Annotated in this window: 24 protein-coding genes; 14 read left to right on the plus strand and 10 right to left on the minus strand. The window is 38.2% G+C overall.

The features are described 5' to 3' along the window. Positions 1-129: 129 nt before the first annotated feature. Together AC1ECF_RS05640 and AC1ECF_RS05645 are read left to right on the plus strand one after the other, a co-directional pair. Complete coding sequence (locus AC1ECF_RS05640) at positions 130-1,467, plus strand: sodium-dependent transporter (RefSeq protein WP_480388434.1); 1,338 nt, start codon at positions 130-132, stop codon at positions 1,465-1,467. 219 nt (positions 1,468-1,686) lie between these two features. After that, entirely contained in the window at positions 1,687-1,899 is a 213-nt protein-coding gene (locus AC1ECF_RS05645) for a helix-turn-helix domain-containing protein (protein WP_480388435.1), read from the plus strand. 277 nt (positions 1,900-2,176) lie between these two features. Here the strand turns inward: AC1ECF_RS05645 and AC1ECF_RS05650 are convergent, their stop codons facing one another. Beyond that, positions 2,177-2,437 carry a DUF1871 family protein gene (locus AC1ECF_RS05650; protein WP_480388436.1) on the minus strand — a complete coding sequence of 87 codons (261 nt, stop codon included), beginning with the start codon at positions 2,435-2,437 and terminating at the stop codon, positions 2,177-2,179. Positions 2,438-2,514: 77 nt separating this feature from the next. Here AC1ECF_RS05650 and AC1ECF_RS05655 point away from each other — a divergent pair, with 77 nt between their 5' ends. Together AC1ECF_RS05655 and AC1ECF_RS05660 are read left to right on the plus strand one after the other, a co-directional pair. Next, positions 2,515-3,678, plus strand: coding sequence for a MalY/PatB family protein (locus AC1ECF_RS05655; RefSeq protein WP_480388437.1), 1,164 nt, complete (start codon positions 2,515-2,517; stop codon positions 3,676-3,678). 219 nt (positions 3,679-3,897) lie between these two features. After that, positions 3,898-4,296, plus strand: a complete 399-nt coding sequence (locus AC1ECF_RS05660; RefSeq protein WP_480388438.1) for a hypothetical protein — start codon at positions 3,898-3,900, stop codon at positions 4,294-4,296. 89 nt (positions 4,297-4,385) lie between these two features. Here the strand turns inward: AC1ECF_RS05660 and AC1ECF_RS05665 are convergent, their stop codons facing one another. Both AC1ECF_RS05665 and AC1ECF_RS05670 read right to left on the minus strand, forming a co-directional pair. Further along, positions 4,386-4,616: a hypothetical protein gene (locus AC1ECF_RS05665; RefSeq protein WP_480388439.1), complete on the minus strand. Its 231-nt coding sequence runs from the start codon at positions 4,614-4,616 to the stop codon at positions 4,386-4,388. Between the two features lie 15 nt (positions 4,617-4,631). Then, the gene (locus AC1ECF_RS05670; protein ID WP_480388440.1) at positions 4,632-5,402 is read right to left on the minus strand and encodes a peptidylprolyl isomerase; all 771 of its coding nucleotides are present in this window, start codon (positions 5,400-5,402) and stop codon (positions 4,632-4,634) included. Between the two features lie 141 nt (positions 5,403-5,543). Between AC1ECF_RS05670 and AC1ECF_RS05675 the strand changes: the two genes are divergently transcribed. After that, positions 5,544-6,782 carry an MFS transporter gene (locus tag AC1ECF_RS05675; RefSeq protein ID WP_480388441.1) on the plus strand — a complete coding sequence of 413 codons (1,239 nt, stop codon included), beginning with the start codon at positions 5,544-5,546 and terminating at the stop codon, positions 6,780-6,782. Between the two features lie 34 nt (positions 6,783-6,816). Further along, the gene (locus AC1ECF_RS05680) at positions 6,817-8,706 is read left to right on the plus strand and encodes a transglycosylase domain-containing protein (RefSeq protein WP_480388442.1); all 1,890 of its coding nucleotides are present in this window, start codon (positions 6,817-6,819) and stop codon (positions 8,704-8,706) included. A gap of 294 nt (positions 8,707-9,000) precedes the next feature. On the opposite strand, the gene AC1ECF_RS05685 is transcribed toward AC1ECF_RS05680, so the two are convergent. Next, positions 9,001-9,561 carry a DUF5366 family protein gene (locus AC1ECF_RS05685; RefSeq protein WP_480388443.1) on the minus strand — a complete coding sequence of 187 codons (561 nt, stop codon included), beginning with the start codon at positions 9,559-9,561 and terminating at the stop codon, positions 9,001-9,003. A 409-nt stretch (positions 9,562-9,970) separates the two neighbouring features. Here AC1ECF_RS05685 and AC1ECF_RS05690 point away from each other — a divergent pair, with 409 nt between their 5' ends. Genes AC1ECF_RS05690 through mnhG form a run of 7 tightly spaced genes read left to right on the plus strand, consistent with a single transcriptional unit; the run spans position 9,971 to position 15,733 of the window. Then, the gene (locus AC1ECF_RS05690) at positions 9,971-12,400 is read left to right on the plus strand and encodes a Na+/H+ antiporter subunit A (protein WP_480388444.1); all 2,430 of its coding nucleotides are present in this window, start codon (positions 9,971-9,973) and stop codon (positions 12,398-12,400) included. Further along, positions 12,387-12,809 (plus strand): Na(+)/H(+) antiporter subunit B, encoded by a 423-nt coding sequence (locus tag AC1ECF_RS05695; RefSeq protein WP_480388445.1) that lies wholly within the window; start codon positions 12,387-12,389, stop codon positions 12,807-12,809. The genes AC1ECF_RS05690 and AC1ECF_RS05695 overlap by 14 nt, the downstream gene beginning before the upstream one ends. Beyond that, positions 12,809-13,150, plus strand: coding sequence for a Na(+)/H(+) antiporter subunit C (locus tag AC1ECF_RS05700; protein ID WP_480388446.1), 342 nt, complete (start codon positions 12,809-12,811; stop codon positions 13,148-13,150). The genes AC1ECF_RS05695 and AC1ECF_RS05700 overlap by 1 nt, the downstream gene beginning before the upstream one ends. A 49-nt stretch (positions 13,151-13,199) precedes the next feature. Next, entirely contained in the window at positions 13,200-14,627 is a 1,428-nt protein-coding gene (locus AC1ECF_RS05705; RefSeq protein ID WP_480388689.1) for a Na+/H+ antiporter subunit D, read from the plus strand. After that, positions 14,627-15,106 carry a Na+/H+ antiporter subunit E gene (locus tag AC1ECF_RS05710; RefSeq protein ID WP_480388447.1) on the plus strand — a complete coding sequence of 160 codons (480 nt, stop codon included), beginning with the start codon at positions 14,627-14,629 and terminating at the stop codon, positions 15,104-15,106. Before AC1ECF_RS05705 ends, AC1ECF_RS05710 begins: the two co-directional genes overlap by 1 nt. After that, complete coding sequence (locus tag AC1ECF_RS05715) at positions 15,103-15,384, plus strand: Na(+)/H(+) antiporter subunit F1 (protein WP_480388448.1); 282 nt, start codon at positions 15,103-15,105, stop codon at positions 15,382-15,384. Before AC1ECF_RS05710 ends, AC1ECF_RS05715 begins: the two co-directional genes overlap by 4 nt. Next, on the plus strand, positions 15,368-15,733 hold the full coding sequence (gene mnhG / locus AC1ECF_RS05720; protein ID WP_480388449.1) for a monovalent cation/H(+) antiporter subunit G: 366 nt from the start codon (positions 15,368-15,370) through the stop codon (positions 15,731-15,733). Before AC1ECF_RS05715 ends, mnhG begins: the two co-directional genes overlap by 17 nt. Positions 15,734-15,831: 98 nt before the next feature. On the opposite strand, the gene AC1ECF_RS05725 is transcribed toward mnhG, so the two are convergent. Next, a complete protein-coding gene (locus AC1ECF_RS05725) occupies positions 15,832-16,071 on the minus strand; it encodes a hypothetical protein (RefSeq protein ID WP_480388450.1) in 240 nt (79 codons plus the stop codon). 58 nt (positions 16,072-16,129) lie between these two features. Next, a complete protein-coding gene (locus AC1ECF_RS05730; protein ID WP_480388451.1) occupies positions 16,130-17,653 on the minus strand; it encodes a leucyl aminopeptidase in 1,524 nt (507 codons plus the stop codon). A 119-nt stretch (positions 17,654-17,772) separates the two neighbouring features. Between AC1ECF_RS05730 and AC1ECF_RS05735 the strand changes: the two genes are divergently transcribed. Further along, positions 17,773-18,249 (plus strand): divergent PAP2 family protein, encoded by a 477-nt coding sequence (locus AC1ECF_RS05735; RefSeq protein ID WP_480388452.1) that lies wholly within the window; start codon positions 17,773-17,775, stop codon positions 18,247-18,249. Between the two features lie 99 nt (positions 18,250-18,348). On the opposite strand, the gene AC1ECF_RS05740 is transcribed toward AC1ECF_RS05735, so the two are convergent. From AC1ECF_RS05740 to AC1ECF_RS05755, 4 genes are all read right to left on the minus strand, one after another. After that, complete coding sequence (locus AC1ECF_RS05740) at positions 18,349-18,672, minus strand: YuiB family protein (RefSeq protein ID WP_480388453.1); 324 nt, start codon at positions 18,670-18,672, stop codon at positions 18,349-18,351. A 96-nt stretch (positions 18,673-18,768) separates the two neighbouring features. Further along, a complete protein-coding gene (locus AC1ECF_RS05745) occupies positions 18,769-18,897 on the minus strand; it encodes a YuiA family protein (RefSeq protein ID WP_480388454.1) in 129 nt (42 codons plus the stop codon). Positions 18,898-19,010: 113 nt separating this feature from the next. Then, positions 19,011-19,505, minus strand: coding sequence for an NUDIX domain-containing protein (locus AC1ECF_RS05750; RefSeq protein ID WP_480388455.1), 495 nt, complete (start codon positions 19,503-19,505; stop codon positions 19,011-19,013). Between the two features lie 60 nt (positions 19,506-19,565). Further along, on the minus strand, positions 19,566-20,771 hold the full coding sequence (locus AC1ECF_RS05755; RefSeq protein ID WP_480388456.1) for an NAD(P)/FAD-dependent oxidoreductase: 1,206 nt from the start codon (positions 20,769-20,771) through the stop codon (positions 19,566-19,568). Between the last annotated feature and the right edge of the window lie 33 nt (positions 20,772-20,804).

The raw sequence follows: 20,804 nt of genomic DNA on the forward strand, positions 1-20,804 counted from the left end.
TTCCCCCTCGCTCTCTCTGTTGGTTATAAGTGGTACGAAAGTTTATTAGCATTTGTTACATTTCCCCCTATACTTTTTGAAAACTCCTTTGTACAATAAAGAAATCCTTAATAAGGAGGACAAATTTTTATGGAAAAAAGAGATCATTTTGGTTCGAAAATTGGATTTATTCTTGCAGCTGCAGGGAGTGCCATCGGACTGGGGGCAATATGGAAATTCCCCTATATGGCAGGCACAAATGGCGGGAGCGTCTTTGTTGCTTTATTTATCCTCTGTACTTTACTAATAGGTCTGCCTATATTATTGGCTGAGTTTCTTATCGGGAGAAAAGGACAATCTGACGCTGTTACTGGATTTAAACGATTAGCGCCAAACCAGCCTTGGTTTTTAATTGGATGGTCTGGCTTTATATTCTCATTTATTATTCTATCGTTTTATAGTGTAGTTGGTGGTTGGATCCTTTCCTACCTGGCTCGTTCTATTACTCTAAGCTTAAACCACTCGGGTGAATCCTTCTATGAGAATCTTTTTAATTCTGTCATTTCTAATCCCTGGGAGGTCTTAATAGGACAGGGAGCTTTTATTCTCCTAACAGTCCTTATCGTTTCAGGAGGAATTAAAGGAGGCATTGAAAAGGCAAGCAAATGGATGATGCCGATGCTTTTCATCTTTTTCATTGTGTTAGCAATTCGTTCATTAACACTTCCAGGGGCATGGGAAGGGGTAAAGTTTCTATTTGTTCCTGACTGGTCTTATTTCACCTGGGAAACTGCCTTACTTGCTCTCGGACAAGCATTTTTCTCTTTAAGTGTAGGGGTATCTGGAATGATTACCTACGCTTCATACATGCCAAAAGAAACCAATTTAGGCAGCTCGGCTGTTAGTGTTTCTGTGTTAAATATCGTCATCTCTATCATGGCTGGCCTGGTTATTTTCCCAGCAGTATTTGCTTTAGGCTTTTCTCCTGATGCTGGTCCTGGGTTAGTATTCATCATCATTCCGGCTGTATTTGAACAAATTATCTTTGGAGAATTTTTCTTAATAATATTCTTTGTCTTATTATTGTTTGCTACGCTAACATCCTCTATCAGTATGTTAGAAATTGTAGTATCTATTGGAATCAAGTCAAAATACGAACGACGTAAAAAGGCTGCTTGGCTTTTTGGCTTTTTGATTTTCCTAGTAGGCATTCCTAGTGCACTATCATTCGGTGTATTATCGGATATTAAAATACTAGATATGATACTATTTGATTTTGCTGACTTCCTAACAAGTAGTATCGGTCTGCCATTAGGCGCGTTATTTATCTCCATCTTTGCAGGCTACAAGTTCTCCAAAAAAGAACTATTGGAAGAGCTTAACGTCACTAATCGAGTGATGAATATATGGCATATCATTGTAAGATATGCGGCTCCGTTAGCTATCCTCCTTGTCTTTATACAAGGCTTGTTAAACGTCTTACTATAAGGTGATACTTTGATAGGTGGGGGTCTTTCCTCCCCCACCTATCATTAGTTAAACCAATCGGGCTATCTCCCACTTAGCTGTCTTATTTCTTTTGCCATCTTGAAGCAGGAGCGGGAAAAAATTTGTTCTAGATCTGTCAACACTTAAATATAAATTTCTTAACATACCTGTGCTATACTAGAAGTAAGGATTTTTATATGAAAAGGGGTGGATGGAATCATGAAACAAGAATTACATGAACAGCTTAAGCAATTAAGAGAAGAGAGAAAAATCTCGCTTGAAACACTTTCTTTAAAAACTAGAATTGGTGTTGGTAAGCTAGAGGCATATGAAACAGGACGTGAAATCCCATCTGTACAAACAATCCTCAAGCTTTCTAATGCGTTAGAAGTGCCAGCTTCCAACTTATTAGACGGAATTCAAGAAGCATAAAGAAAAGCGCAGGCCACAATCTATGCCCTTCCAGTCGACAGGGAGACTCTTTCAATTGGAGTTCAATAGACAAAACACATAGAATAAAAGAAATGCGCAGGCGCTTATTTTCTTATAAAAAAGAGCTACCCTTTGGGAGCTCTTTTTTTAGTTCTCTAATTTTTTTGGGGCATTCATACTTAAATCAAACTAGGAACAAGCCTTCGTAAGGATTTGTGCCTTTTGGTTGCCCAAAAAAACTGACCGGAAAGAATATTCTTCCGATCAGTGCCGTTTCTTAAATGATGCATTTCATTTCGTACTTTAAAGCAATTAATTTATAAGAAATTTCCATACATTTTTCTAATGGTATCCACCGTTCAAATGAGTGCTCGTAGATTTCCTGAATTTTTTTAGCAAGGTCAGAGGGGTGGTCAATAGTCTGTAGATAGGCCACTACATCAGCTATTTCTGCATCATATCCGTCTGCTCCTATATTAAAAGGATCCCAGGCTTGTAGGGTCCATACCGCTTTTCTATTCATTTCTATACTATCCATGTAGTTTTTCACCTTACTAGTTTTATTAGTTAGGGTTATAATAACATAATACACGCAAAATGAAAGGGGTATTTGATTTGTCAGACTTTTCTACAATCTATCAAAGGAGAAATACATATTCAGCAAAATGGGACATGCTTGAGCAGGTTTATTCTATAGAGGATGGTTCGGATGTGCTCCCAATGTGGGTAGCAGATATGGATTTTGCCTTAGCTCCTGTTATTCAAAAAGCCTTACATAAGAGATTGGAACACCCGGTATTTGGATATTCTACTACTCCTGAGGAAGTAAGAACGGCACTTACAAACTGGGTATCTAGCAAGCATCAGCTAGAGATAAATAACGATTGGATTTTACTAAGAAATGGGGTTATCCCTGCTATGGCAGAGACCATAGAGGCATTTACAGAGCCTGGGGATAAAATTTTAGTTCACTCTCCTATTTATCCCCCTTTTAAAAGCATACCTACGAGCTTAGAAAGAGAAGTTGTCACATGCTTGCTAAAAGAAGAAGGAGACACACTAGCAATAGATTGGGATAGCTTTGAGACTTGTTTGCATGACGTAAAGGCCTTTATTCTATGTAATCCTCATAACCCAGGTGGCAAGGTATGGAGTAAGGAAGATTTAGCAAAGATGGCCTTATTATGCGAGCGACATCATGTACTTGTTTTATCAGATGAGATACATTCTGATCTTGTTTATAAACCAAATAAGCATGTTCCTATGCTTTCAGTTGCTGGGAAGAAAGAAAACGTTATAACCTTCTTTGCACCTACGAAGACCTTTAATATGGCCGGTATCCAAGCTGCTGCTACAGTCGTCCCATGTAATGAAAAACGACTAGTTTTACAGAACAAAGCGGTACGCCGTGGAGACATGGGCTTAAACGTGTTTTCTCTAACTGCTATGCAAGCAGCATACGAGCAAGGTACTCCTTGGCTAGAAGAACTACTGAAGACGTTAGAAGGTAATATAGATTATGCCATAGAAGAGTTGACAAAGCTGGAAGGCATTAAAGTATCCAAGCCACAAGGCACTTATCTTCTTTGGATCGACTACCGAGAAACCGGACTGGAAGAAAAGGAAATGATGCAGCGACTACTAACAGTAGGCAAGCTTGCATTAGAGCCTGGCACAAAATATGGCGAAGGCGGAGACGGTTTCCTACGCATGAATATTGCTTGTCCATTAGAAACAGTGAAAGATGGAATAGAACGATTCAAGAAAGCATTGAATTGATTTCCTGTTGACCCACAGATAGCGTCCGACGCAACGGAGAACCTGAGACCCTAAATTAGAAAGTACTTTTGATTCTTATCCTTTTATAGAATCAAAAGTGCTTCTTTTTTATTGGCTGTTTTCTAAAATATTTTCCCCAACAACACCTTTTTACAAAAATGTTTCTATTTTATATTTTCTGCGTCTACTTAATAGAAGTATAAACATGGAGGTGGTTATATGAAAAAAACTTTTTTCCTGATATTATTGGTAAGCCTATTATTACTTTCTGCCTGTACTAATGAAAAAACGCACTCATTAGAAGAATTTTATAAAAACGCAAAAATTGAAAATGTAAATGAAGTTATCATTGTAGATGGTTCAAACGGTGCTTCTAAAACGATAACTAAGCAAGAAGATATTGGTGAATTTCTATCTCTTATCAAAGCAATTGAATTTACTCCACAAGAAAATCAAGAAGAACGTGAAGGCTGGAGATACGGTATTACTCTTTTGGATGCCGAAAAGGAATTTAAGTTTACTCTAAATCACATTGACAATACCTATTACGATTCAAATCCAGATATTTATCCGATTGTAGATAACTATTACAAACAATTAGACATGGAAGAAGAATAAAGGCTTTAAAACTATAAGAGCTACACTTCTTAGTTCGTGGGATGCTAACTCTAGCGATATAATATTCTATGAAACGAAAAAACAGCCCCCTATTGTGGAGGGAGCTGTTCTTTGTTCTGCTGTTCTCTTCTTTCTTTCAATACTCTATCTTCAATTTCTTTTGCTTTCAGAGCATCTTTTCTAGATTTTTTTATAAGCCATCTAAACACAAGTATACATACGAGCAATAAAATTAGAAATTCCAATACTACTGGTATATACTCTGTCTTGTCTTCTGGGAAATACAAGTATAGGAACCCTAATTGTAGAAAAGAAAACACGTGTGACACTTCCTTTTATTTTTGAATAATCTCAATTGATTTGATGGATACTTCTACTTTTGGCTTATCGTTAGCGTCCTTCTCTACAGCTGCTATCTCATCCACTACATCCATTCCTTCAATAACTTGTCCAAATACAGTATGTTTTTGGTCTAAATGAGGCGTTCCACCCATTTCCCCATATGCCTTAGCAATTTCCTCAGGCCAGTTACCTTTTATCAGTTGTTCTTCTGTCATTGCTGATTGTTTAGCTTGTACAATGAAGAATTGACTGCCATTTGTATTTGGTCCAGCGTTCGCCATAGAAAGGGCACCACGCAGGTTAAATAGCTGCATAGAAAACTCATCCTCAAAATCTTCCCCATAGATACTTTCTCCACCCATACCAGTACCAGTTGGGTCTCCACCTTGGATCATGAAATCCTCAATAACTCGGTGGAATATAATACCGTCGTAGTAACCCTCTTCCGCATGAGTTAAGAAGTTTTCCACTGTCTTAGGCGCAAGCTCTGGGAAGAGCTTAATCTTAATATCGCCCATTGTTGTATGCATAACGACCAAAGCTTCGTCAGCAGCGATTTCCTCGGAAAGTTGCGGATACATGATTATCTCTCCTGCTTCTTGGGTATCTGTATTACCAGTTGCAGCATTTTCAGTTGGTGTTTCTGTTTCAGCTTGTCCATTTGTTTGTGTATCGGTATTACCCTGCTCTTCATTTTCAGCGGTAGAACCACATGCACTTAAAGCTAGCACGGAAAATAAACCAATAATTATTAGTTTTCTCACGAATTATCACCCCAAGCTAGTTTACCATATTTTGATGTCATATTTCAGTGAAAAAGTTTTCACTCACTTCCTTAGCGTCACGAAATGTTCTATAATAAAAATAATTTCGGGTGAAGTACGCTACAGAAAGAAGGGATTTTTATGAGCGTACAGAAACGTAATTTTATTATTATGTGGATTTCCATCTTTTTTGTTTCCAGTACGATGACAATGATTATGCCTTTTTTATCCCTCTACATAAATACAATGGGGGATTTTACAGATGCCTATGTTCAAAAATGGTCCGGATTAGTATTTGGAGCTACCTTTGTTTCCGCTCTAATCATGTCACCAATCTGGGGAAGAATTGCAGATCGATATGGATATAAACCAATCCTTGTGATGAATGGGTTCGGTATTGCGATAAGTGTTTTTTTAATGGGTTTTGTCAACTCTGTAGAAGCTTTCTTTGTGCTTCGCCTTTTTATGGGTGTAGTTACCGGTTTTATTCCGACTTCCCTTGCTTTTATAAGCTCGCAGACTCCTAAGGAAGTTGCCGGCAGAACGATGGGCACACTGCAAATGGGAAGCGTAGCAGGTACTCTATTTGGTCCAATAATAGGCGGATTCATGGCGGATACTTTCGGCTTCCAATACACCTTCATCATTACCTCTATATCTGTTTCGATTGCAGCACTAATGGTCCTTGTAGGGATTCACGAGGTACGTAAGGTGAAAAAAGAAGGAGACCATGAATATTCTAGAAAAGTGGTCGTATCCGGTATATTCCATCACCGCTTAATACTGAATGTATTAATGATCAGCTCACTTATACAAATTGGCTTATTCAGTATTCAACCGCTCCTCTCCTTATATGTTTCGCATCTAACAAACACGCAGGATGTCGCACTTCTTGCTGGAATAACGTTTAGTGCAACTGGAGTGGGCAGTATCTTGTTTTCTAGAACTTGGGGAAAACTTGGAGATAGTATCGGATATGAAAAAATACTAGGTGTTCTCTTGCTCATGGCCTTCCTATTTATTGTTCCACAGGCCCTTGTAACTGAACTTTGGCAGCTAATCATTCTTCGCTTCCTATTTGGGATTGCATCAGGTGGCCTAATACCAACTACGACCGCCCTTATCAGAAGAGAGGCACCGATTGAAGTACAAGGAGAATTGATGGGCTACAATACCAGCTTCCGATTTTTAGGAAACATAATTGGTCCCATGTTTGGCGGTTTCATCAGTGGGTTCATAGGTATTTCCTCTGTATTTTATATTACTGGAGCACTGTTCTTGATAGCATTCTTTGTCATTTATTTTGCCAACAAAAAGCCATTGAAAGATTTTGAAGATGTATTACATGAAGAAGAGCTTCACGAAGCTCTAAAAAATTAGCACACTTTCCCAGTTGAAAGTGTGCTATTCTTTTATGGAGAAAGTAGAATGGGATGTGCAAACAATGCGTCAATCAATGGGATTTTTACTCATTTTCATATTATTTCCGGTTATTTGGCTATTATATTCCTTTATACAAACTGAACTTTTAGAAGCAGAGGCATTTAAAGAAACAATTCAGGATTCCATCCAGCTATCCTCCCCCTCGTTCTCCTCTCCAGTTATATTGGTAGATCGCCACGAGCAGATATTTTCAGAGGACTACGTAGAATGGCGTCAACCCTTGAACTTAGAGGAAATCCCCCCGTTCGTAAACGAAATCTTTATACAGAGTGAAGATGAAAAATTCTACAACCATATAGGTTTTAATTTCAGTGCAATTGTTCGGGCACTAGTAGCAAATGCCACAGCCCACGAAAAAGAACAAGGGGCCAGTACGATTACGCAGCAGCTTGTTCGACTACGTTACCTATCTACTGAGAAAACGTATGAGCGGAAATTAACGGAACTATTTTACGCTTATGAAATGGAAAAGGAATATTCAAAAGACGAGATTCTGACAAACTATTTAAATGAAATGTATTTCGGAAATCAAGTGTATGGAATTGGAGCAGCTGCCACTTTCTATTTCAATAGACCATTAGCAGAGCTTAATGAGGCAGAGATAGCTTTTATTTGCGCGATACCTAACAATCCCGCCCTATACAATCCATTAGAACACTTTAAGGATACAAAAAAAAGACAAGAACGACTAATAGACGTTCTAGTTAGAAATGAAGTTATCACAAAAGCTCATGGGGAAAAAATAAAAAAAGAGGATATTACCTTACAAATAAAACAAAAAAAGCAATCTTATCCCTCATATAGCACCTATGTATATGAGGAACTGAAGCAGTTGATAGCTTCCCAAGAAGGATATGTGGAAAGAATGCAACAAGAAACAGATCAAAACGCTCTCATTTTGCTACAGAATGAACTTCAATCGAAGATAAACGAAGTCCTTTCACAAGGTATTACCATTTACACAGCGTTAGATCCCTCTAAGCAAGAAAAGGATGAAGCTGCTATAAACCAGCTGTTAGCCAAATCAAACACCGGTATCCAGGCTGCTTCTGTGGTAATAGATAATAATACGAGAGAGATTGTAAGCGTCTACGGTGGATATAAATATAAAAAATTCGACTTTCATCGGGCTTACCAAGCCGTTAGACAGCCAGGCTCCTCTCTCAAGCCACTATTAGTGTATGGACCGTTGTTTGAAACCACTACCTATACTCCTAATAACTTAGTAGATGGAGGCAAGCTATGTATCGGCAGCTACTGTCCCCAAAATTATGGAAGCAGATGGTATGGTCAAGTCACTATTCGTGATGCGTTTAAGCTAAGTCATAATACGCCGGCTGTAAGATTGTTAGAGAAAGTTGGGGTTAACGAGGCATTTAGCAAATTGGATTCTTTTCAATTTCAACATGTGACAGAGCAAGATTTTACTCTTTCTGCTGCTCTCGGAGGGCTTACCAGAGGAGTGACCGTTTTAGAAATGGCTGACGCTTATTCTAGCTTTATAGATGGTATCTATACACCTACATATGCTATTCGTCAGGTGAAAGACAAAGAAGGAAATACGCTATATGAGTGGAACAACGACAAAAAAGAGGTATGGTCTTTTAAAACCGTTCAAACGATGAGAGAGCTATTAGCTTTAGTTGTAAAGGAAGGCACGGGAAGAGGAATTACAGTCCATACTCCTTACGTTGGAGCAAAAACAGGCACAACAAACGATTTTCGTGATTTCTGGGTTGCAGGTTTAACCAATCAATATACATCCGCAGTGTGGGTGGGCCATGATCAACCACAAAACATGAAAAGGATAGAAAATAAAAAAATCCCGCACCACATCTTCAATCTAATCATGCAAGACTAGCTAAAGACTCGCTCAGTAATTATGTATTTGGGGAAACGCTAATTGGTTTGGGCAGAGGCGAACCTAGCCCATCGCAACGGCACGCGTTAGCGTTCGGCGATGGTTTAGTTGAAGGAGGGAAAACTAAGAACGTCACATCGTGTGACAACGTTTTCCTGACCAACATCCTGTTGGCCTCCACTCCAAGCGTTCGACGTAGCGGAGAACCCCTGGTTCTACCAAAACAAAATAGCACTTATAATTCTTATCATCTTTCAGAATTATAAGTGCTTCTTTTCGATTTGTCCCAGGTCTCTACACAAAAGGCAAACTTGCTATTATCCCGTTATAAAGCTTAATCGCAGCATACAACACTAATGCAAGAAGAAAACTCCAGGTAATAATCTCAAACATCACAAGTCCAATGATTCCACCCATACTCAAAGAAGGACTAAGCTTATAAACCACGTATATGAAATAAACAAAGGCGGTCGCTAGAAAGACAAACAACAGCAGCTCTATATACTGAATTCCTATAACCGAAAGAACTCCCCCTCCAAAGAAGATAAGATAGCCTCCCCTTGCTTGCACCAGTGTCTTCCCTTCTAAATCCTTAGAGAAAAATAGCATGCCCAGCTCGTGGATAGTCTCGGCAATCAACTTCAATGCAGAAAAAAGCATAAAATAAACTAAGATAAGGATAATCAAGACAAAAAGCTTAATCTCCATATCGGATAAGAATTCCCTCATCCCTTCATAAACACCAATTACCTCAAATAAACTTATAAGCTGAAACATTGAGTAAGTAGCATAGCTAAAACTAAAAAGAATGATAGTAAATAAGGGCAAAAAGCCAAAAACGTATGGATTCTTCATGAAAGTTCCTCTTAAATTCTAATAATATCCTATGTATCATATCGATAGTTTGAAAAATCTGCAAGATTTAAAATACCCATTCCATTTTAAGTTGGGCTTTAAAATAGCCAATAAGCATAAGAAATCCACTTGTGTACATCCTATTGATATAATCAAATCTTTTTAAAGGGTCAGTGGGTAAAATTAATTCCAAATGTATCCGAAATCAGGAAAAAAATTATTTTTTTATCGGCCTATAAAATATTTTTATTTTTCAGTATTTTAGCCTTTCTTCCTATATATAAAGCAAGAGAAAACAATAGGGTGGGTTAAATTAACATGGTTTTCGTCATGCAAACATGTGTTAATTACGTTATACTTTTATATAAGAAAGTGACATTAAAACTATTTTTTTGAAAGGAGGATTCTTATGTCCTTTGTTTTTGCAATACTGTTACCACTTATTGCAGCATTACTGGTGCCTATCCTTTACAAAAAAATTGGAATCCACACCGGATGGTTTGTATTGCTCGTGCCTCTTGTATTAGTAATTTTTTATGGAACATATATCCCTTCGATAGCCGATGGTAATTATTACATAGACGAGCTTTCATGGGTTCCATCCTTAAATATTTCCCTTGTTGCATACATAGACGGCTTAAGCTTATTATTCTCCCTATTAATAACTGGGATCGGAGCCTTAGTTGTTTTTTACTCTATCTACTACCTAGATAAGAAAAAAGAAAACATCGGAAATTTTTATGTGTATTTATTAATGTTCATGTCTGCAATGCTTGGTGTTGTTCAATCTGATCATTTAATTAGCCTATACTTTTTTTGGGAATTAACCTCTATTTCCTCCTTCTTACTCATTGGTTTTTGGTACACTCGCGATAAATCTCGACTTGGTGCTTTGAAATCTATGATGATTACCGTGTTTGGTGGATTAATGATGCTTGGCGGCTTCTTAATCCTAGGAATAATTGGTGACTCATTCTCAATCAGAGAATTAATCAGTCAAGCAGCCGAACTTGCGAATCATGAATTTTTTGTTTGGGCGCTTGTATTAGTGCTTTTAGGGGCATTTACAAAATCTGCTCAATTCCCCTTCTATATTTGGCTACCAGATGCAATGGAAGCACCTACTCCTGTTAGTGCTTATCTACATTCCGCAACAATGGTTAAGGCTGGATTGTACTTGGTTGCTCGTTTGACTCCTATTTTCGCCTTATCAGAAGTATGGATCTGGCTTGTGACCGGCGTTGGTATTCTTACTTTATTTTGGGGTTCCTTCTTTGCTGTGAAACAAACAGATTTAAAGGCAATTTTAGCTTTTTCAACAGTCAGTCAGCTCGGTCTAATTATGTCCTTACTTGGAATCGGAGGGGTTGCCTATCATGTAACAGGTGACTTGGTGACAACCTTCACCTTCGCAACCTTTGCAGCAGTTTTCCATCTAATGAATCATGCAACATTTAAAGGTAGCCTGTTCATGATTGCGGGAATTGTTGATCATGAGACTGGTACAAGAGACATTCGAAAACTAGGCGGTTTGATGAGCTTAATGCCTGTCAGCTTTACAATAGCCCTTATTGGTGGTCTCTCTATGGCCGGCGTACCCCCGTTTAACGGTTTTTTAAGTAAGGAAATGTTTTTTGAGGCTGCTCTTTCGCTTCAGTACTTTGACCTATATGCAATGGATACCTGGTGGATATTTATCCCAATCGTTGCTTGGATTGCTAGTGTGTTCACCTTTGTATACTGTCTATATTTTATTTTCCATACATTCAGTGGGTCTTATAAGCCAAAGGAATTACCTAAAAAACCACATGAAGCACCATTTGGAATGCTAATTTCTCCTGCTATTTTAGCAGTTCTTGTAGTAGTCATTTTCTTTATTCCTAATGTAGTAAGTAGCTTCTTTATTAAGCCAGCCGTTGCGGCAATTCAACCAGCTTTCTATCAAGCTCCTGCCGACATAGGCTTTAAGATTAAAGCATGGCATGGTTTTGATTCGCCTGCACTTTATATGACGCTAGGCGTTTTCCTAATAGGCTTCCTTTTATATAAAACACTACCAAAATGGTCTGTTGCATATGAAAAGATGCCAGCTAAGATTTCTTTGAATGGACTTTACAATTGGATGACAATGGCTTCAGAAAATGGAGCAAACCGTCTATCCTCTCTTTATATGACTGGTTCCTTGCGCTCCTATTTAATCTATATGTATGCAGGAATTATCATCCTGTTAGGAAGTACTATATGGTTAAAGGATGCGTATCGCCTAGACCTAAGTAATTTAGCTCCTATTGGATTATTTGAGGTCACGATTTCTTTATTAATCATAATCGGAACAATAACTATTTTAGTAACCAACTCCAGACTAACAGCCATTATCGCTCTTGGTGCAGTTGGATACACAGTAGCCTTGTTTTTCGTGTTATTTAAAGCACCTGACCTGGCATTAACACAACTAGTTATTGAAACTGTTTCCGTAGCATTATTTTTAGCTGCGTATTATCACCTGCCTAAGCTTAATAAATACGAAAAACCAAAAGTTGATCGTAAGTTTAAGCTTGTAAACTTCATTATTTCCTTATGTGTAGGTGTTTTGGTAACTATTATTGCCATATCAGCTCATTCTCAAAAGCTCATGGAGTCCATCTCTAGCTACTATGAGGAAACTGTTTATTCTGAAGCTGGTGGAGGAAATATAGTCAATGTTATTTTAGTGGACTACCGAGGATTTGATACATTATTTGAAATTACGGTATTATCTATTGCCTCTCTTGGAATCATTAGCATGATCACACTTCGATTGGCAAGAAAGAAAGGAGATAGAAAAGTTGAAAACAAATGATTTAATTATCCAAACTACAACCAAGGTAGTGTTCTTTCTAATATTTCTCTTTTCTATCCATATCTTTTTTGCAGGTCATTATACTCCAGGAGGAGGATTTGTAGGTGGATTGCTAATGTCTAGTGCAATCGTTTTACTTCTTCTAGCCTTCGATTTAAAAACAGTGCAAGAGATGATTCCTATAAACTACACTATTTTGACAGCAATAGGGCTATTAATTTCGATTGTCACAGCAGCTGGTTCCATATTCTTTGATGTTCCCTTCTTCACCCATGCATATGACTATTTCGATATTCCCTTACTAGGTAAAACCTCGATTCATACGGCTATGTTTTTTGATACTGGTGTATACCTAGTTGTTGTGGGAGTAACAATGACAATTATTCAAATGATAGGAGGAGATGAATAATGGAGATATTAATGTCCATTTTAATCGGCTTTCTATTTATGGCTGCAGTATATCTCATCCTGTCTCGAAGCCTGCTCAGAATTATTATCGGAACTGGTCTTTTGAGTCATGGAACCCATCTATTATTGCTTACTATGGGAGGTCTTTCTGGAGAGTCTGCTCCAGTATTAGCAGATGGAGTCACTGATTATGCCGACCCGCTCCCACAAGCTTTAATTCTTACAGCTATTGTAATCAGCTTCGGTGTCACTGCATTCTCCTTAGTGCTCGCTTACCGTGCATATAAAGAGATTGGAACTGACAATATGGAGCTAATGAAAGGAACTGACGACAATGAGTAACCTATTATTATTTCCCGTCCTCATCCCTTTCCTATTCGCTGCTATTCTTATATTTTTCCCAAAAAGGCTAATAGCACAGCGAGTGGTTTCTATTATTGGCCTTTTAGCTGCATTAGGTTCGGCTATCCTGCTATTAGGTAAAGTAAAAACAGACGGTGTCCAAACGTTAACGCTTGGAAGCTGGGCACCACCCTTTGGAATCTCTATGGTTTCTGATATGTTTTCTGTACTGTTAGTGATATCCTCTTTGGTAATTGCTTTATTTGTAGTATGGTACAGCATAGTGTCACTTGATGAAAAAAGAGAAACCTCTTATTATTATCCAACTATCCTATTTATGCTTACAGGGATAAATGGGGCATTTACAACGGGAGATATTTTCAACTTATTTGTATTCTTTGAAGTGCTGTTGATTTCGTCCTATGTTCTGATTGTTCTCGGTGGAGAAAAAATACAGCTAAGAGAGTCTATCAAATACATAGTAGTGAATATTATCTCTTCCTCCTTATTTGTTATTACAGTTGGTTACTTATACTCTGTAGTTGGAACATTAAATATGGCAGATATATCTGTGAAAATTACAGAAATCGGTGAAACAGGTATTATTACTGTAATCGCAGTGCTATTCTTAATTGTTTTCGGCATAAAAGGTGGTATTTTCCCACTTTTCTTCTGGTTGCCTGGTTCTTATGCTGCTCCACCGGTGCCTGTCCTGGCCCTATTTGGTGCACTCCTGACAAAGGTAGGAGTATATGCGATTATGAGAACCTACACATTGTTTTTCACTACAGATATCGGTTTTACACATGAGCTGCTGATGATCATTTCCATCATCACCATTATTGCTGGATGTATCGGAGCACTTGCTTACTTTGATGTGAAGCAAATCATTATCTACAATATTGTCATTGCAGTTGGCGTGATTCTGTTTGGGGCTTCCCTAATGAATGAAAATGGGATGATGGGCTCTGTTTTCTACTTAATCCACGATATACTTATTAAAGGCGCTTTGTTCCTGTTAATAGGTATTATCATAAAAATCACTGGTACTAGCGACCTTAGAAAAATGGGTGGTTTGATGAAGCGATACCCGATGCTTGCTTGGACCTTCTTAATTGCAGCCTTGGGATTAGCAGGAATACCACCACTAAGTGGATTCATTGGTAAACTTCTGATTGTTCAAGGTGGTTTTGAAGCAGAACTGCTTTGGCAAGGTATCTTCATTCTTGCTTCAAGCCTTGTTGTGTTGCTATCTGTTATTCGAATCTTTATTTATGCTTTTTGGGGAGCGGAAAAAGAGGCGTCAATACCATCGAAAGAGTATAACAAATTGATGGTTCCAGCATTACTGCTTGTATCCATTACAGTAGTTTACGGCCTAGGCGCTGAATTATTAGTACCGTATATGACAGATGCAACTGCTTCTCTAATTGATCCATCTATTTATATAGATGCAGTGTTTGGAGGAGATAAATAATGGCATTTCAAATATTGTTAAATTTTTTTCTTGCACTAACTTGGATGTTTCTATCTGGTTCCTTTAAGCTTACTACCTTTATTGTAGGATACTTACTAGGATTAGTTATGTTGATTATGATGAGGAAATCCTTTTCTAGCCGTTTTTACATGGGCAGAGTATGGGCAGTCATCAAATTAACACTGTTATTCTTAAAAGAATTAGTACTTTCCAACATTTCAGTTTTAAAGTTAATTATCAAACCAAAAATGCAAATCCGTCCGGCTATCTTTGCAATGCCGACTGTTCTCGAAAAAGACTGGGAAATCACCCTTCTTTCTAGTCTAATTACCTTAACTCCGGGTACAATCGTACTAGATATTTCTGATGATAATAAAACCTTATATATCCACACGATTGATTTTGAGGATATTGACGAGGCAATTACTTCGATTAAAGATACTTTCGAGAAAGCAATACTGGAGGTGAGTAGATCTTGAATGCTTTTCTTTGGGCAATTGTTGTCTTAATAAGCCTAGCGCTTATCGGCTTTATTTACCGTCTAGTAAAAGGTCCATCTACTCCTGACCGTGTAATTGCTCTAGATGCCATTGGCGTCGGGTTAATTTCATTAATTGGATTATTCTCCATCATATTTGACACAGTATTTTTCTTAGAAGTTATCCTGCTTCTTGCAGTGCTATCCTTTATCGGAACAATTGCATTCTCCAAATTTACTGAGAAGGGAGAAATCATACGACGTGACCGTGATAGCTAATAGTTTAGTCATTCTATTTATTTCATTTGGAACCATTTTCGTAATAGTTACCGCGATAGGTCTCTTACGTCTCCCAGATGTGTATTCCCGAGCTCACGCTGCCTCAAAAAGCGCAACGCTTGGGGTTATGAGTATTTTAATAGGAGTATTTCTTCACTTCTGGTTAAATGAAGGAATCTTTAACTCCCGCATCTTCTTAGGTATCCTCTTCCTGTTTATTACTGGACCTGTAGGAGGCCATATGATGGGGAGAGCAGCTTATTACTCTGGTATAAAAGTAAGTAAACTAACTGTACGAGACGACTTAGCAGAAGTAGTTGAAAAAAAACGAGAGCACGCGAAGCACTAAGAAAAGCGTATACGCCTATTTCTGCCCCGACAAGCAAATGGGGATTGGTGCATGATAAAAAGCTTTTACAAACAAATTGTTTGTAAAAGCTTTTTTGATTATCTGTAATAGCCTGGGAAATATCCCCTTGGATAATAATTACGGTAATATGGATATGGCGCGTACGGATAAGGTCTATAGCCAGGTCCACCAAATCCTCCAACAATAGAAGAGCCTAATAACCCTCCAACAAAACCACCTAATAACGGACCACCAAAGCCGCCACCAAATGGACCTCCACCATAATAGCCACGGCCATAACCGCCATAACCGCCATAACCTCTTGAAAATCTAGTCATACTGTTCCTCCCTTCCATATAACTTATGCAATTGGGGAATCAGTACCTGTGCTTTTACCTATTCTTCTACTGTTTGCAGTTCTTCTTCGTTAGCCATTCTTTCAACTAAGGTTGCCAACGTACGAACCATGACACCCGTTCCACCTTTTGGACCTAAATCATGGGGAGCACTTGCACCAGATGTACCAGCAATATCTAGATGAATCCAAGGAGTATCCTCTACAAATTCTCCAACAAAGCCTCCACCGAAAATCATATGACCATCCCCACCAGGAGAGTTGTTCAAATCTGCTACATCACTTTTACGGATACGTTTTTTATCATTTTCCGTTAATGGTAGTCTCCAAACAAATTCACCGGTTTCTAGGGATGACTCCATGAAGGTTTCCCAGAATTCCTCATTATTCGTAAGTGCACCTGTTTTATCAAAGCCTAGGGCAGTAATAACGCCACCTGTAAGCGTTGCAACATCGACGATATAATCAGCTCCTTGCTGTTTCGCATATGTTACAGCATCAGCCAGCACTAAGCGCCCTTCTGCATCAGTGTTTAGAATTTCAATAGTTTTTCCACTCATAGACGTAATAACATCGTCAGGCTTAAAGGCATTACCTGAAATCATGTTATCAGTGGATGCAATGACAGCAATGACATTCTTATTCGGACGTAGCTCTCCAATAATTTGCATCGCTCCTAAAACTGCAGCTGCTCCACCCATATCGCCTTTCATACCAACGATACCTGTTTTCGTTTTGATGGAATAACCACCAGTGTCAAAGGTAATTCCTTTCCCGACTAAAGCAATTGCATCTTCCCAATTTTCAGTGGCTTGATATTTCAATGCAATTAGTCTAGGTTCTTCAACTGACCCTTGATTCACCGCCAGGAGTGCCCCCATACCAAGCTCTTCTATTTCTTTTTTTCCAAGGATCTCTGTTTCAAATCCGTATGTTTCACCTAATTCTCTTGCATACTCCCCTAATTGTGTAGAGGTTAGTACATTCCCTGGGGTATTTACTAAAATTCTTGCTTCGTTCACTGCATCCGCATAGATACTGCCAACCTCAAAGAAAGAAACAAGCTCTTCTCCATCTTCGTCAGAAAGCAACTCAACGCCTGCTAAATAATAATCTGGTGTATTAGAGGATGTTTTATATCCTTCATAGACGAAAGATCCCATTCCAATACCTTCAGCGGCTAAATATGCAACATCTCCATCATTTATAGAATCAGAAGTGAAGGAAGGTAACCATATCGCTAAGGTTTCAGGCTTGCTATGTAGAAGTTCTTTACCTACTAAGCCAAAAACTTCTCTAAGGCGGTCCTGTGTTAACTGCTTACGTTCCCCTAGCCCTACAAACAAAATACGTTTGACAACATCATTTCCTGTCAAAGGAACCTTTACTAGCTTCTTTAAGTCAGTAGAAATATCACCGTTTTTTACCCAGTCCAATAAATGCTCACCAAAGGTACTGAGCAGGCTCTCCCATTTCTCTGTATTTTCAGGATGCTTAGGCATACCCACTACTAAAGTCTCTGACTGTACTTCGTTGAACAAAACAGCATTTGTACTAATTATCATTTTGGTCCCCCCTAGTTTATACATACAATATCTATTATATAGGATGAATCTTCATTTTTCGAATTGTATGAATGTGTTATACTAGTGTAAATAAGTTTTAGCGAAAGGCGGTGTCTACTTTGGCAATCCTCCAAAACACCCCATTATGGGCCGCTCTGTTTTCTATCTTCTTTGCACAATTCGTAAAGATTCCCATTCACTATTTAGTAACCAAAAAAATTGATTGGAAGCTGTTTACCTCTACCGGGGGAATGCCTAGTTCTCACTCAGCTGCTGTCACTTCTTTGTGCACTGCCATCGCATTTGAAGCAGGACTAGATTCTCCTTTATTTGCCGTAGCGACCATTTTTGCTGTGATTGTCATGTTTGATGCTACTGGCGTTCGATTCCAAGCCGGCCAGCAGGCAATCATTATCAATCAGCTGCGAATAGATTTTCAATTATTCGTAGATCAAACAAAAGGATGGGCACACAAAAAGAATGAGGAAAAAATGAAAGAATTGAAGACTTTACTTGGCCATAAGCCAATGGAAGTATTTATGGGTGCACTAACAGGAATCCTAATCTCTATCATTATTTATAGTTGGATTCTTTAATAAAAGAACTGCCAAAAAGTCACTTGCATCGACTTTTTGGCAGTTCTTTTGATGGTCCAAGGTTGATGTTTTTATGTTTTCTATAACAATATAAAACTCTTAAAACATTTGATATCCATTTTTTCTAAGCTGTTTAATAACGACTCCTGCAACGATTGCTCCTAATAAGCCGCCGGATAGTATCACTATATCGGCAATATGTAAAGCTACTATTTTATCACCTAAAGCGGAGAATGCAGTTCCTGGTTTCAGAAAATAATCAAAAAACCTTACTTCATCGATAATGAAAACAACAATAAGTGGATATAGAAAAGCCATAAACCAAGTCATACGAAGGAGCATATTTATGAGAAATGCTATTCCGAAAAACATAACAAAAAATATAAGGACTGATAAAATCATTTGTGCAATTGTAAAATCCATACGTAATAACCTCCGTAATATCTCTAGATAAAGTGTACCCTAACAAAGGACACTATTCAATCTACATGGAGGTTGTCACGTATTTGTCATAATTGCCTATTTATTTTTCCCAGATCCCTTGCAGCAGTTACAAGTTTCTGAGCCTCCAAGTCTTAACTGAAAATAGCCTTGCCCTTTGCAATATGGACAGTGAGCTGGATTAACCGTTTTATGAAAGTTTGTCATTGTACATTCTCCTTTTTAGTTTATTTATAATTTTCAGATAATATATCATGTATTTCTTTTTCTGTAAATAAAAAAACACAAAATAAAATTGTGTTTATTTTGTGTCATTTTTTTCATTTTATGAACAATTTATATGCTGTATATCCAAAAACATCTCCTGGATTTATTCCTTCTATTGTGGGAAATCCACCGTCTAATGAGCTCTTCGCTATTTCATAGAGCATAACAGATGCCGCTTCCTCTTTTACTAGATCTTGTGGATGCTTCCAAGACACCTCATATAGCTCTGAAAGCTGAGCTTGCAGTACTGGCCGTTCTTCCGTAGGTTTTAATAAAAAAATTGCCATGTTGTCACTAATCTCATTTTTAATGACGCCACTCCGAAAACCTATCATACTATCAACGATACAATCGACCCCTGTTTCTTCCCTTACCTCTCGCAGAGCAGCCTGATCAATAGTTTCATTAGGATTCACAAAACCAGCTGGTAAAGACCAAACTCCCTTCAACCCACCATACCTCTTTTTTACGACAAGCCATTCACCAAGATTATTGATTACTAACCCGGCTACACCTAACCATACAGTTCCTCTCTCTTTTTTTCCCATTAGAGATCCCCCCTTAAAAAAAGCCCCCACTTATTTAAAGTGGGAGCTAGTATAAATATTTTAGAATTTACCTTTTTTCAGTACTAATGGGATACCACCAATCATATATAGTGCGCGGTTATCAATGATTTTTTTCATAATAGCTGCTTTTTTCCCAGTGATTTTTTTACCCATTACATCACCAATAGCATCATGCTCACCTAAGGAACAAACGGTACCTTTTAAGGCTGGTACAAATTCTTCCGTATTATTTCCGTTTATTAAGGCTACAATGTTTTTAGCAACCGTTACAGCTTGTTGCATGGCAATTTGAGCTGTAGGTGGGTATGGACGATTTGTCTCTTCGTTAATAAGAAGTGCACAATCTCCCACTATAAACACATCTGGATAACCAGGAGCACGCATATCCTTTTCTACCTTAACGCGGGCACGCATGTTTTCAATACCTGAGCTCTCGATCAATCTGTTTCCACGAACACCAGCTGCCCAAACAACCGTGCCAGCTTTGATAAATTCAAATTGTTCTTCACCAGTTTTAATTTTAACACCTTCTGGAGTTGCTTCGACTACAGGAGTACCAATAGAGAATTCAATTCCTTTTGCTTCTAATTGACGCACAGCATACTCCACAAGAGCTGGGTCAAAGCCTGGAAGCACCATTGGAGCTGCCTCTACGCATACTACTCGGATTTTTTCTCTAGGTACATCATATTCTGCACTTAGCTCAGGAATACGATTTCCTAGTTCTCCCAAGAACTCAATGCCAGAGAATCCTGCTCCACCTACCACGATAGTTAGACGGCTGTCGTCACGAACCTCTTCTGTTGACCATGTAGCAAATTGATACTCAATATGATCACGAATTTGACGAGCTGCATCTACGTTTGCGATAGATAAGGCATATTTATCTAATCCTTGAATACCAAATGTTTCACCTTCAAAGCCTAAGCCAATTACAAGGTAGTCATATGTATACTCTCCAGCACTTGTAGACACTTTTTTAGAATTTACATCAATGCCATCTACAGTCGCCTTCACAAACTTCACTTTACTAGTATTAATAACTTTCGTAATATCATAACGAACTTGATCTGGTCTAAGAGTACCAGCAGAAGCCTCATGTAACCATGTTGATTCATAATGGTAATCATTTTTGTTAATTAAAATAATATCTGCTGCATCTGGACCTACCATTTTTTGCAGATTAACTACTGTAGATAACCCACCATAGCCCGCGCCTAATACTAGAATTGTTGGTCTTTTCACGAAGATCGCAACCACCTTTTTGTGTTTTTTAGA

The sequence above is a fragment of the Psychrobacillus sp. Z3-81 genome (genome assembly GCF_056620325.1).